The sequence below is a fragment of the Pseudomonas eucalypticola genome, from assembly GCF_013374995.1.
In the GTDB taxonomy this organism is placed as follows: Bacteria; Pseudomonadota; Gammaproteobacteria; order Pseudomonadales; family Pseudomonadaceae; genus Aquipseudomonas; species Aquipseudomonas eucalypticola.
In genome coordinates this window covers 1,942,278-1,954,454 of the sequence record NZ_CP056030.1, presented here as the reverse complement: position 1 = coordinate 1,954,454, position 12,177 = coordinate 1,942,278, and the positions used below count along the sequence as shown (strand labels likewise).

At 63.4% G+C, this 12,177-nt stretch carries 11 protein-coding genes; 7 read left to right on the top strand and 4 right to left on the bottom strand.

Annotation, left to right across the window (positions count from 1 at the left end):
• Positions 1–9 precede the first annotated feature (9 nt).
• The 4 genes from HWQ56_RS09035 to HWQ56_RS09020 all read right to left on the bottom strand — a co-directional run bounded on the left by HWQ56_RS09035 (position 10) and on the right by HWQ56_RS09020 (position 3,313).
• Complete coding sequence (locus HWQ56_RS09035) at positions 10–441, bottom strand: D-Ala-D-Ala carboxypeptidase family metallohydrolase (protein ID WP_158158454.1); 432 nt, start codon at positions 439–441, stop codon at positions 10–12.
• A gap of 114 nt (positions 442–555) precedes the next feature.
• Positions 556–792: a glutaredoxin family protein gene (locus tag HWQ56_RS09030; protein WP_158158453.1), complete on the bottom strand. Its 237-nt coding sequence runs from the start codon at positions 790–792 to the stop codon at positions 556–558.
• A 66-nt stretch (positions 793–858) separates the two neighbouring features.
• Positions 859–1,953, bottom strand: coding sequence for an acyltransferase family protein (locus HWQ56_RS09025; protein ID WP_176570249.1), 1,095 nt, complete (start codon positions 1,951–1,953; stop codon positions 859–861).
• A gap of 151 nt (positions 1,954–2,104) precedes the next feature.
• Positions 2,105–3,313, bottom strand: coding sequence for an ammonium transporter (locus HWQ56_RS09020; protein WP_158158451.1), 1,209 nt, complete (start codon positions 3,311–3,313; stop codon positions 2,105–2,107).
• 296 nt (positions 3,314–3,609) lie between these two features.
• On the opposite strand from HWQ56_RS09020, the gene HWQ56_RS09015 reads away from it, so the two are divergent.
• From HWQ56_RS09015 to HWQ56_RS08985, 7 genes are all read left to right on the top strand, one after another.
• Positions 3,610–3,924 carry an ElaB/YgaM/YqjD family protein gene (locus HWQ56_RS09015; protein WP_158158450.1) on the top strand — a complete coding sequence of 105 codons (315 nt, stop codon included), beginning with the start codon at positions 3,610–3,612 and terminating at the stop codon, positions 3,922–3,924.
• A gap of 4 nt (positions 3,925–3,928) precedes the next feature.
• A complete protein-coding gene (locus HWQ56_RS09010; protein WP_158158449.1) occupies positions 3,929–4,315 on the top strand; it encodes a phage holin family protein in 387 nt (128 codons plus the stop codon).
• Positions 4,312–4,644 (top strand): hypothetical protein, encoded by a 333-nt coding sequence (locus HWQ56_RS09005; RefSeq protein WP_176570248.1) that lies wholly within the window; start codon positions 4,312–4,314, stop codon positions 4,642–4,644. Before HWQ56_RS09010 ends, HWQ56_RS09005 begins: the two co-directional genes overlap by 4 nt.
• Positions 4,645–4,744: 100 nt before the next feature.
• The gene (locus HWQ56_RS09000; protein WP_176570247.1) at positions 4,745–5,908 is read left to right on the top strand and encodes an EAL domain-containing protein; all 1,164 of its coding nucleotides are present in this window, start codon (positions 4,745–4,747) and stop codon (positions 5,906–5,908) included.
• A gap of 242 nt (positions 5,909–6,150) precedes the next feature.
• Positions 6,151–7,482 (top strand): deoxyguanosinetriphosphate triphosphohydrolase, encoded by a 1,332-nt coding sequence (locus tag HWQ56_RS08995; RefSeq protein ID WP_158156800.1) that lies wholly within the window; start codon positions 6,151–6,153, stop codon positions 7,480–7,482.
• A 442-nt stretch (positions 7,483–7,924) separates the two neighbouring features.
• Positions 7,925–8,551 (top strand): response regulator transcription factor, encoded by a 627-nt coding sequence (locus tag HWQ56_RS08990; protein ID WP_158156802.1) that lies wholly within the window; start codon positions 7,925–7,927, stop codon positions 8,549–8,551.
• A complete protein-coding gene (locus HWQ56_RS08985; RefSeq protein ID WP_176570246.1) occupies positions 8,548–12,117 on the top strand; it encodes a transporter substrate-binding domain-containing protein in 3,570 nt (1,189 codons plus the stop codon). Before HWQ56_RS08990 ends, HWQ56_RS08985 begins: the two co-directional genes overlap by 4 nt.
• Positions 12,118–12,177: the final 60 nt, after the last annotated feature.

Genomic DNA, 12,177 nt, shown 5'->3' with positions numbered 1-12,177 from the left:
CTGGGCGCCTCATACGATACCGGGCAGGTAACCGCCGCCCTTGCGCAGCGTCAGCACCTGGCGCCGGGGCTTGTTTTCGCTCAAGCCCAAGTGAACCCAGCGGTCGAATTCGAGGATCAATTGATCGAACACCAGGCCACTTTCGTCCAGCAACTCGACGGTCTGGCGCGGCGTCAGCCCCGACACCGTGAAGTCCGCGGCCAGCCCCAGGACATGGGCGCTGTTGGGGGCGCCGCCGATCCATTCATTAAGCGCCGGGCATCGGTAGCCGCTGCTGATCATCACCGGGGCGCCCACCAGGGCCCTCACCCCTTCGAGGGTCTGGCACAGGCGCACGAGGTTGGCGATGACGGTCGCGTCCGGGGTGTTGTCGATGCCCGCCTTCGCGGCGCTAGGGGACAGGGTCAGCTCCTGCAGGGTGAAGTGTTCGCTGAGGTTCATCGTGTCGCTCCTTGACAGCGTATCGGCCCGGGGCCGGCAGCCCCCATCACGGAGGTGCGCACGCAGTGTTCAATGGAGCAGCCGCCAGGGGCAGCGGGAACCGTTGCCAAGGTGTCAGCGCAGGAAGGCAACCACCTGTTCGGTGTCGAAGGGCCACGCCAGCTCGGCGCCGGTATCGATGCGACGCAATACCGGGATATGGAGGCAATAGCTGTCGTACAGCGAGGCGTCGTCGGCGATGTCGAGCAGTTCCACCTGCAGCCCGTGACCGACCAGCGGCATGAGTTCGGCCTCGGCCAACTCGCACAGGTGGCAACCCAGGGTTCCGAACAGTTGGCATTCAGGTGTCATGGCGGCACACCGGCGGAAGGTGATGGACCGCCATTTTAAGCCCCCGGCCGAGCCAGTGCCATGCGCTTACGCTGCATCGTACACTTTGCGCGCCACCGCCTTGTGGAATCGCCGGTTGCCCCAGGCCGTGGCACGGTCGAGCAGGGGTTTCTCGATCAAACGGTAGGCTACCCAGCCATAACACAAGGTCGCCGCCAGCATCAGCACGACAAACGCGGCGTTGTCCCAGAGGCTGTCGGGACGCGCGCCTACCAGGCGCCAGAGCTGGCCCATCACCCCCAGCACCAGCAGATGCGACAAGTACACGGTGTAGGACATGTCGCCGATGTGGGCCAACCAGCGAGGCACCGACAACTGGCCACGACGCTCCAGCAAGACCAGCGACAGCGTCAGGCCACTGAATACAGCGGCTACCAGCAGCATGCGCGACAGGCCTTCGGTGCGGTACAGGCCCAGGGCGGCAATCAACGGCATGCCAACCAGTACCGACACGAGCAACATGGCCCACACATGGCGAGTGGCAAGCGACGCACTGCGGGGGGAATAGAAATAGCGGGCGATGGCGCACCCGGCGATGAACTCCAGCGCGTAGGGGTGCAGCATGATCTTGACCGCCTGGGAATAATCCTGCCACTGCGCCACCAGATTGAAGCCCACCAGCAGCAGCGCCCAGGCGGCCAGGCAAACGGTCAGCCAGCGTTCGCGCAGGAACAGCAGGCCGGCAAACACCAGGTAAAACCACAACTCGAACACCAGTGACCAGGCCACCATCACCAGCAGTACTTTGTCACTGGGCAACAACAGGAACGACATGCCCAGGTTGGAGCCGCCGTGGGCGGAATTGACCATGCCCGGCGCCGCCAGGTAGATGGCCAGAGTAATGGCGTAATAGAGCCAGTAGTTGGGGTAGATACGCGCCAGGCGGTGGTACACGAACCGCTGGCCCTGTACCCAGTCCTGATGGCGGCCGCGGGTGACGATGACCATCACGAAACCGCTGATGACAAAGAACAGGTCGACGCCCAGCTGGAAGAAGTCCACCAGCGATGGCAGCAATAGGTCGCCACCGCTGTACTTGGCCTCCACCGAGGCCATGTGAAACAGCACGACGCCGACCACGGCGACGCCCCTCATGCCCTGAAGCGAATACAGGCGTTCCATATGTGTCCCCATCGGATGGCGGCGTCCTGCGCAGGCTGACTTGCGGCTAGTTGCCACCATGCTATGACGAATACGCCTCGCTGGGAACACCCTTCAAACGGTCTGCTCCGGGCCTGCCAGCGCCGGTTTCGCGGCGTCAGCAGGCTGTCGGTCAGTCGTGGTTGACCGCGCCGATCTTGTGCAGCGACAGGTCGGCACCGTAGTACTCCTGCTCTTGGCTCAGGCGAATGCCGCACACTGCCTTGAGCAGCCCATACACGGCGAAGCCACCCGCCAGGGCCACCAGCACGCCGGCCAGGCTACCGAGCAGTTGCACGGTCAAGCTCACCCCACCCATACCACCGAGGGCCTGCTGGCCAAAGATCCCGCAGGCCACGCCGCCCCATACGCCGCAGATGCCATGCAGCGGCCATACACCCAGCACATCGTCGATCTTCCATTTACCCTGGGCGGCGATAAAGCAACCCACGAAGAGCGCGCCCGCAATGGCGCCCGTCGCCAGGGCGCCGATGGGGTGCATCAGGTCGGAACCGGCGCACACCGCCACCAGGCCGGCCAGCGGGCCGTTGTGCAGGAAGCCGGGGTCATTGCGCCCCACCACCAGCGCCGCGATGGTGCCGCCGACCATGGCCATCAGCGAGTTGATCGCCACCAGGCCGCTGAGGCCCGCGACGCTTTGCGCGCTCATGACGTTGAAGCCGAACCAGCCGACGATCAGAATCCACGAACCCAGCGCCAGGAACGGAATGTTGGACGGCGCGAACGCCACCAGGCGCCCATCGCGGTAGCGCCCCTGGCGCGGCCCCAGCAGCAACACGGCCGCCAGCGCCAGCCAGCCACCCATGGCGTGCACCACGACGGAACCGGCGAAGTCATGGAAAGTGGCGCCGAAATGCGCCAGCAGCCATGGCTGCACGCCGAGGTTGCCGTTCCAGGCCATGCCTTCGAAGAATGGGTAGATGAAGGCGACGATCAGGGTAGTGGCGCACAATTGCGGCACGAAACGGGCACGCTCGGCGATGCCGCCGGAAATGATCGCCGGAATGGCCGCGGCAAAGGTCAGCAGGAAGAAAAACTTCACCAGTGCGTAACCGTGGTCGGCACTCAGTTCGCTGGCTGGCGCCATGAACGTCACGCCATAGGCGATCCAATAGCCTATAAAGAAATAGGCCAAGGTCGAGATGGCGAAGTCGCTGAGGATCTTGGACAGGGCATTGACCTGGTTTTTCTGCCGCACAGTGCCGACTTCCAGAAACGCGAAGCCGGCGTGCATGGCGAGCACCATGACGGCGCCCATCAGCAGGAACAGGGTATTGGAGCCGTGGATCAGCGTTTGCACGGCGCTTTGCAGATTATCCATCGAGAGGGCAGGCCTGAAAATCCGGAAAAACAGCACCAAAGCAGGTCGACTCATGAGCCATTGCACCAATATGGAACGGGCAACGCATTCATTACTCGCCAGCCGGGTTATTTTTCCTCGGGGTTATTTCGTTTGGGTTAAGGTTTGGCACAGTGCTCAGGCACTGACGCGCCGATTCGGCGCACAGCCCCGGTGCCATGCACCAACGAAAAGCAAAAGCTGTACCAGGCAACAATGAAGGAACCTTCAGAAAGCCTCGCTACTCGAACCACCAGACGCCAACAATGGAGAACATCATGGCCCGCACCACGGCAAAGACTGCGCAAGACGTACTGATGGCTGATTTTCAGACGTTGGTGCGCGACACCGAAAAGCTGCTGGACCACACCAAGACCCTGGCCGGCGACCAGGCCGATGAACTGCGTGAGCAGATCCACGACAGCCTGCTGCGCGCCCGCGAGACCCTCAAGGCCACCGAACAGTCGCTGCGCCTGAAGGGCGAGGCCGCCGTGGCCAAGACCGAGGAATACGTACAGGAAAACCCTTGGCAGGCGATCGGCATCGCAGCCGGCGTGGGCTTTCTGATCGGCCTGCTGGCTACAAGGCGCTAAGCCCATGGCCTTGGACATGGACTCGAAATCGACGGCCGCCGGGCCGTCGTCGCGGCGCTTGGGCGCTGCCCTGCTGGGCTTGCTTCATAGCCACGTGGAATTGTTCGGCATTGAATTGCAGGAACAGAAATCGCGCACCTTGAGCCTGCTGCTGTTCGCCGGGCTGGCGCTGGTGTTCGCGTTGCTGGCGCTGGTGGCGCTGTCCGGGCTTATCTTGATTCTGCTGTGGGATAACTACCGCATGCAAGGCATGATCGGCCTGTGCGTGTTCTACCTGCTGGCGGGCCTGTTCTGCGCGTTTCGCCTCAAGGCCGCCATTTTCGATGAGTCGTCACCCTTCCACGGCACCCTGGAAGAACTGGCCAACGACCGGGAGCGCCTGCTGCCATGACTGCCCCCAACTTGCCACAGAACCAGTCACGTCGCGAAATGCGCAAGGCCTTGATTCGCCTGCGCATGGAAATGCACCGCCAAGAGATTCGCCACGAATCCGGGCAGTTGATCAACCCGTTGAACCGCCTGCGCGGCATGGGCCAGTCCGTGCAAGACGGGCTGGGTATCAAGCACGCACCGTTGTGGGGCCTGGCCGGCGTTGTGCTGTTGGGCTTTCTGACGGGCAAAGGCGCCCGCAGCAACGGGGTCGGCGGCCTGACCCGCCTGGTACGTCTGGGTACCAGCCTGATGCCAGTGATCAAACTCGCGCTCCAGCGCAAAGGCTAATCGCCACTATTTGGCTGCATTCTTGCAACGACACCTGCCCTGCCCCGGCTCAAGCCGGTGGCAGGTTGTGTCTTGCCCTGCAATAACCTGAGGAGTCGCCGTGTTCGACGGGCTACCGCTCGCCTGGTTTCAACCGTTCATCGACACCGCCACCGGCCGCATTGCCGGCGTAGAGGCCTTGGGCCGCTTGCGCCAGGACGACGGCCAGGTGCAGTCGGTGGGACCGCTGTTCACTGACCCCCGCACCCTGCCCGCCGCCTTGCGGCGCCTGGACCGGCAGATCCGCGGCAATGCCCTGAGCCGCCTGCACGAAGCGCCACCTGAATGGTTCCTGAGCCTGAACATGTCCCCGCGCTGGATCAGCCGGCTGCGCGACAACCAGCCACTGCCCAGCCTCAGTCAACTGCAACGTCATGGCGTGGCGCCCCAGCGCATCGTCTTCGAAATCACTGAACTGGGCGGTGACAGCCGTCGGTTGACCGAAGTGGTGCAACGCTACCGAGACGCCGGTGCGCGCATTGCCATCGATGACTTCGGCGCCGGTTACTCGCAGCTTGACCGCGTATTGGCCCTGCAGCCCGACATTCTCAAACTCGACATGCGCCTGTTCCAGGCAGCCGCCCGCGGAGGCCCCAGCAGCGAGGTGGTCAAGGCACTGGCGCAGATGGCGGAAAAGACCGGCTGCTGGATCATCGCCGAGGGCGTTGAAACCGAAGCCGAGCTCAACTTCGCCCTGGAATGCGGCTCACGTTATGTGCAGGGTTACCTGTTCGCGCGTGCCGAACCGGACTTCTTCCCCACCGATGCGTTCGTCTCGCGCTTCGCGGCGTTGCGCGAGCGCTACGTGCAGGGAAAACTTCAAGAGCGGGCGCGCCTGATGCAACTGCGTCAGCAGTTGATCAAGCTGATGGCCCTCCTGCACCCCTGGGCACAGGCGGGCGCACCGTTGAGTGAGCTGCCGAAACTGGACGCCTATCCCTGGCTGCTGCGTTTCTACCAGTGCGACCGCCACGGTACCCAACTGACCCCCAACATGGAATGGCGCCAGCATGCCTGGCATGCCGACACCAGCTACGTAGGGCACAACTGGTCCTGGCGGCCATACTTCTACCACTTGCTGGCCGAGGGCTGGGACGAGCGCCGGTTGATCCTGTCCAATACCTACCGGGATGCCACCAGCAACCAGTACTGCCTGACCGCAGGGCAGTTTTTTGACAACGGCCAGCGGCTGTTGTTGATCGATGTGGATGCGGTGAGGTTCTAGGGTCTGTATGAAATGTATTCCGGCGAAGGCCAGGCAAGGCGAAAACAGGCGAGGAAGCGGAGTTTACGTGTTGTAAATGAGCATTCCGAGCCTGTTTTCAACGCAGCATGGCCGAGTTGGGATGCATTTCGTACAGAGCCTAGCGGGGGTACGCCACCGTGGAGGCGGCGCACAAACCAGTTGCACCTCCACCCCCAAACAACCGAAGCTCACACCACCCCCAGCCTTCAGGAGACACCGCCTTGGATTGGCCCACCCTGCTCAACCGCGAACGCCTGGGCAAGACCCTGCACAGCCCCGAGGAACTGGGCCGCAGCCCGTTCCACAAGGACCATGACCGCATCATCTTCTCCGGCGCGTTTCGCCGCCTGGGCCGCAAGACCCAGGTGCACCCGGTCACCAGCAACGACCATATCCATACCCGCCTCACGCACTCCCTGGAAGTCAGCTGCGTGGGCCGCTCCCTGGGCATGCGGGTCGGGGAAACGCTGCGCGACCGCCTGCCTGCCTGGTGCGAACCCAGCGACCTGGGCATGGTGGTGCAATCCGCTTGCCTGGCGCACGACATCGGCAACCCACCATTCGGCCATTCCGGTGAGGATGCCATCCGCCATTGGTTCCAACAGGCCGCCGGGCGCGGCTGGCTCGACGGCATGACCGAGGTGCAGCGCAACGACTTCCTCAATTTCGAAGGCAATGCCCAGGGCTTTCGCGTGCTCACCCAACTGGAGTACCACCAGTTCGATGGAGGCACGCGCCTGACCTACGCCACCCTGGGCACCTACCTGAAATACCCCTGGACCGCCCGCCACGCCGACTCCCTGGGCTACAAGAAACACAAGTTCGGCTGTTACCAGAGCGAATTGCCGCTGCTCGAACAGATCGCCCACAAGTTGGGCCTGCCCCAGGTGGAAGACCAACGCTGGGCACGCCATCCGCTGGTGTACCTGATGGAGGCGGCCGATGACATCTGCTATGCGCTGATCGACCTGGAAGACGGCCTGGAGATGGAGCTGCTCGAATACGCCGAAGTCGAATCGCTGCTGCTGGGCCTGGTGGGCGACGACTTGCCGGAAACCTATCGCCAGCTAGGGCCGCAGGACTCGCGCCGGCGCAAACTGGCGATTTTGCGCGGCAAGGCCATCGAACACCTGACCAACGCTGCGGCACGCGCTTTCGTCGAGCAGCAGGACGCATTGCTGGCTGGCACGCTGAGCGGCGATCTGGTGGAACACATGCACGGCCCGGCGAAGCGTTGCGTGCTGAATGCCAAGGACATGGCGCGCAAGAAAATCTTCCAGGACAAACGCAAGACCCTGCACGAGATCGGCGCTTATACCACCCTGGAAATCCTGCTCAATGCCCTGTGCGGGGCGGCCCTGGAGCAACATGGTGGCAAGCGTCCGTCCTTCAAGAACCGGCGCATTCTCGACCTGCTCGGCAACAGCGCCCCGGACCCGGACGGCTCGCTGCACGCATCCTTCCTGCGCATGATCGACTTCATCGCGGGCATGACGGACAGCTACGCCAGCGAAATGGCCCGGGAAATGACCGGTCGCTCCAGCCCGCAGTAAATGCCGGGCGGGCACAGGGGCGGTGTCCGCCACCGTCAGAACTTTCCTACAAAACTTTCAGAACCGTCCCCCTCGCCGCCTGGGGGCGGTTGGGGAATAATCCATTTTGTTTGTAGGGCAAGTTCCCTGAGTTTCGTGGGCAAGGCGATAAAAGCCGTAACAGGGCAATTGAAAACGTGTTTAACCCGGGAAAAACCACGCTTCCTTATTCAAGCAATCTTATACAAAAAACGGGATCTGAATATTGTTTTTCATTTCGTCACAACGTCAACCGACTATCGCCTTGACACTTTAATAACCCCCACGGCGGTGTATTCTAAAACAACAATAGCTGTAGGAAATTTCCTATATAGCGCCGACGGCGCCCGTTCTTCATATGCCGCCTTCGGCAACTGAGCTAATGTGCGCTTTTTATTCGCTGCCTGTATGGGAAACCTATTTCATGAGTACTGCCTTTATCATCGACGACCACCCGGTCATTCGCCTGGCTGTCCGTTTTCTCCTGGAAAAAGAGGGGTATACGGTTATTGGCGAGTGCGACAACGGGGTCGATGCGATGCAAACCATCCGCGAAAATCCACCGGACCTGATCATTCTCGATATCAGTATCCCGCGCCTCGATGGGCTGGAGGTGCTCACGCGTTTTCAGACCATGAACCTGGGTCCCAAGATTCTGGTGTTGACGGCCCAGGCCCCCGCGTTGTTCACCTTCCGCTGCATGCAGTCGGGCGCCGCGGGCTATGTCTGCAAACAGGAAGCGCTGGGGGAGTTGAGCAGTGCCATCCGTGCGGTGATGTCCGGTTATAACTACTTCCCCAGCGAAGCACTCAACCCGCCGGATGTCGATGACACCGCGCGCAATGAAATCAGATTATTCAAAGGCGTCAATGATCGGGAACTGATGGTTCTGCAACTCTTTGCGCAAGGGCGCTCGAACAAAGAAATTGCCAAGGGCATGTTTCTCAGCAACAAAACCGTCAGCACCTACAAAAAACGCCTGATGCAAAAACTGCAGGTGGCGTCGCTGGTGGACTTGATTGACATTGCCAAGCGCAACGCCCTGGTATGAACCGCGCGCTGCGATACCTGCTGCTGCCCATCATGCTGGCTTGCACCACCAGCATGGCCGGCGTGCAGGGCGCCGACAGGCTGGCACTGCGCAGCCACAACGAAGCCACCGCAGGGCTGCCCGATGCGCCTGACGCCGCAGGCGCGCCGCTGCGCCTGGGTATTTCCACACCCGACTACCCACCACTGGACATTACCCATGGCCAGGAATACGAAGGCCTGAGTGCCGATTACGCCGCCCTCGTTGGCCAGGCGCTGGGCCGGCCTATCGTGGTGCAGCGCTACCCAAACCGCGATGCGGCCGTGGAGGCGCTGCGCCAAGGCGACATCGACCTTTTGCCCAGTGCCAACGGTTATGAGGCAGCCATGCCGGGGGTAGCACTGAGCGACGCCTACGCGGTGGACCGTCCGGTGCTGGTGGCGCGCGCCGATGATGACGACCCACTGGGTGATCGCCTGGCCGGGCGGCGTCTGAGCGTGGTGAACCATTACCTGCCCGACGCCTATATCAAGGCCCAGTATCCCAAGGCGACGGTCACCTATTACCCCTCTTACCAGAATGCTTTGAACGCGGTGGCGTTCGAGCAGGCTGACGTGTTCCTGGGTGACACCATCTCCACCCATTACCAGATTGACCAGGGGTTGTTGAACAACGTGCGCATGGTCAATTTCAGCCGTGATGAACCGTCGGGGTTCAGCTTCGCCGCGCGCCGTGGCGATCCGCTGCTGGCACAGGTCAACCAAGCACTCGCCGCCATCGCCCCCTCCCGGCGCGAAAGTATCTTCCAGCGCTGGAGCGGCGCCAGTGACCTGCTGCTCACCGACCGCAAGCTGCAGCTGACACCTCGGGAGGAACGCTGGTTGGCCGCGCACCCCAGCGCCAGGGTGGTGGTGGACGACTCCTTCGCGCCACTGACGTTTTTCGACCGCTACGGCAACCTGCGCGGCGTGAGCGCCGATCTGCTGGAGCTGGTGCGCCTGCGCACCGGGCTGCAGTTCGAGATCGGCCGTGCCACCGGCGTGGTGGATATGGTGAACCAGGTGCAGCGCGGCCAGGCCGATATCATCGCCGCCATCATTCCCAGCGAAGAGCGCGCGCACGACCTGCAATTCAGCCGCCCCTACCTGAGCAACTCCTACGTGCTGGTGACCGCGCGCGACCGTCAGGGCTTGCAGGACCTTGGCCAGTTCGCCGGTCGCCGCCTGGCCATTACCCGTGGCAACCCCCTGGTGCAGTGGCTGCGTGAGCATTACCCGGACATCCAGGTGCAGGAGACCGACGACGCCTTCGCCAGCCTTGACCGGCTCGCCCAGGGCCAGGCCGACGGCGCGATCAGCGCGCTGGTCGTCGCCCGCCCGCTGTTGGCCTCGCCCTTGTTCCAGGAGCGCCTGGCCATCCGCAGCACCGTGGGCACCGAACCGGCGCGCTTCGCCTTGGCGACCGGTCACCAGGCCACCGAACTGGCCTCTATCCTCGACAAGGCGCTGCTGAGCATCGGCCCCCAGGAACTGACCGCCATCGCAGCTCGCTGGCGCAGCTACAGCCCGGATACCCAAGGTTCCTGGCGCAACTACCACCGCCTGATCCTGCAGATCGTCGCCGCGGCCAGCGTGCTGTTGCTGGCGCTGCTGGTATGGATCGGCTACATGCGCCGGCAGATCCGTCAGCGGGTGGAAGCCGAACGGGCGTTGGGGGACCAACTGCAGTTCATGCGCGCGTTGGTGGACGGCACGCCGCACCCCATCTACGTGCGCGACGACCAGGGCTTGCTGCTGAGCTGCAACGACAGCTACCTGAAAACCTTCAACGCCCGTCGCGATGAAGTGCTGGGCAAGACGGTACTGGACGGGGTACTGATCGACGCCGAGCAGGCGCGCGCGTACCACCTGGATTACCTGCAAGTGATGGCCCGGGGTGAGCCGATGGTCATGGACCGCCCCCTGCGTATCGGTGACCAGGCCCTGAACATCTACCACTGGATTCTGCCCTACCGCGACTCCGGGGGCCGGGTGCGCGGTGTGATCGGCGGCTGGATCGACGTCAGCGAACGGCGCCAACTGCTCGAGGACCTGCGCCAGGCCAAGGAGCAGGCCGATCAGGCCAACCGTGCGAAAAGTACGTTCCTGGCGACCATGAGCCACGAAATACGCACCCCCATGAACGCCTTGATCGGCATGCTCGAGCTGGCCTTGCGCCGGGCCGATCGGCAACAGCTGGACCGCCATGCCATCGAGGTGGCCTACGGCTCGGCCCGCGACCTGCTGAACCTGATTGGCGACATCCTCGATGTCTCGCGCATCGAAGCCGGGCACCTGAGCCTCAAACCCGAGCGGGTGCAGGCCGGCGACCTGGTGCGTGACGTGGCTCGCATCTTCGAAGGCCTGGCGCGGGACAAGGGGCTGGCGCTGCAGGTGCAACTGCCAGTGCTGCCGCAACCGGATGTCATGCTCGACCCGTTGCGCTTCAAGCAGGTGCTGTCGAACCTGGTGAGCAACGCCATCAAATTCACCGACCGCGGCCATGTACGCCTTGAACTGGCCATGGCCGCCGCTGACAGTTCCGGCACACGTGCAGTGCGCGTGACCGTGAGTGACACCGGTATCGGTATCAGCGCCATTGACCGCCAGCGGCTGTTTCAGCCATTCGCCCAGGTCGACCCCGACAGCCGCCGGGCGCGAAGCGGCACGGGGCTGGGCCTGGTGATCAGCCAGAACCTGAGCCAGTTGATGGGCGCGCGGTTGACCCTCGACAGCCAGCCCGGCGAAGGCACGCGAATCGAGTTGCTACTGCCGGCGCTCGAACTGGCGCCGCTGGCCGCCCCGCCGGCGGCGCCGAAGGCCACCGTCGAACTGGCTGCTTTGCGGGTGCTGGTGGTCGATGACCACCCGGCCAACCGCCTGCTGATGACCGAACAGCTGGGCTTTCTGGGCCTGCACGTCGAGACGGCCGACAACGGCCTCACCGGCCTGGCAGCCTGGCAGGCCGGTGCATTCGATGTGCTGTTCGTCGACGGCAACATGCCCGGCATGAATGGCTACGACATGACCCGCCAGTTACGCCGCCAGGAACAGCAGGCGGGCGATGCGCCCTGCGTGGTGTTCGGTTACACCGCCAGCGCCCTGCCGCAGGAACGGGAGCGCTGCCTGGCCGCCGGCATGAACGACTGCCTGTTCAAACCCATCAGCCTGGCGGACCTCACCCGGGTGCTGGCGACCGTCAAGGCCATGCCCTGCGCGGCCGCGCTCGACCTGGGCCCGCTGGCGGCCCTGACCGGCGGTCAGCCTGCGCTGGAGCGTCGTCTGCTGCAACAGGTGCTGGACAGCTGCGTGGAAGACCGCCAGGCCCTGCTCACGGCCGAAGGCTGCAGGGCCTTGAGCGACCTGGCTCACCGCATCAAAGGCGCCGCGAACATCGTCGCCGCCGCGCCGTTGATACAGGCGTGCGAGGCCTTGGAGCAAGCCTGCGAGAGCGGCGACCCGAGGTTGTGGACCGGCGCCGTGGTGCGCGCCATGCAGCACGTGGAAACCATTGTGCGACAACGATTGGATGCCTTGCCCGAGGCGTGAGGTAAAGGCTTGTCAACCGCGGGGCCCTTAGCCATTATCAACCGGCCAGGGCTGCGGTGA

What these genes read in the sequence shown, in the direction of transcription:
- HWQ56_RS09035 (WP_158158454.1), bottom strand. Translation starts at nt 441, where the DNA reads ATGAACCTCAGCGAACACTTCACCCTGCAGGAGCTGACCCTGTCCCCT.
- HWQ56_RS09030 (WP_158158453.1), bottom strand. Translation starts at nt 792, where the DNA reads ATGACACCTGAATGCCAACTGTTCGGAACCCTGGGTTGCCACCTGTGC.
- HWQ56_RS09025 (WP_176570249.1), bottom strand. Translation starts at nt 1,953, where the DNA reads ATGGAACGCCTGTATTCGCTTCAGGGCATGAGGGGCGTCGCCGTGGTC.
- HWQ56_RS09020 (WP_158158451.1), bottom strand. Translation starts at nt 3,313, where the DNA reads ATGGATAATCTGCAAAGCGCCGTGCAAACGCTGATCCACGGCTCCAAT.
- HWQ56_RS09015 (WP_158158450.1), top strand. Translation starts at nt 3,610, where the DNA reads ATGGCCCGCACCACGGCAAAGACTGCGCAAGACGTACTGATGGCTGAT.
- HWQ56_RS09010 (WP_158158449.1), top strand. Translation starts at nt 3,929, where the DNA reads ATGGCCTTGGACATGGACTCGAAATCGACGGCCGCCGGGCCGTCGTCG.
- HWQ56_RS09005 (WP_176570248.1), top strand. Translation starts at nt 4,312, where the DNA reads ATGACTGCCCCCAACTTGCCACAGAACCAGTCACGTCGCGAAATGCGC.
- HWQ56_RS08990 (WP_158156802.1), top strand. Translation starts at nt 7,925, where the DNA reads ATGAGTACTGCCTTTATCATCGACGACCACCCGGTCATTCGCCTGGCT.
- HWQ56_RS08985 (WP_176570246.1), top strand. Translation starts at nt 8,548, where the DNA reads ATGAACCGCGCGCTGCGATACCTGCTGCTGCCCATCATGCTGGCTTGC.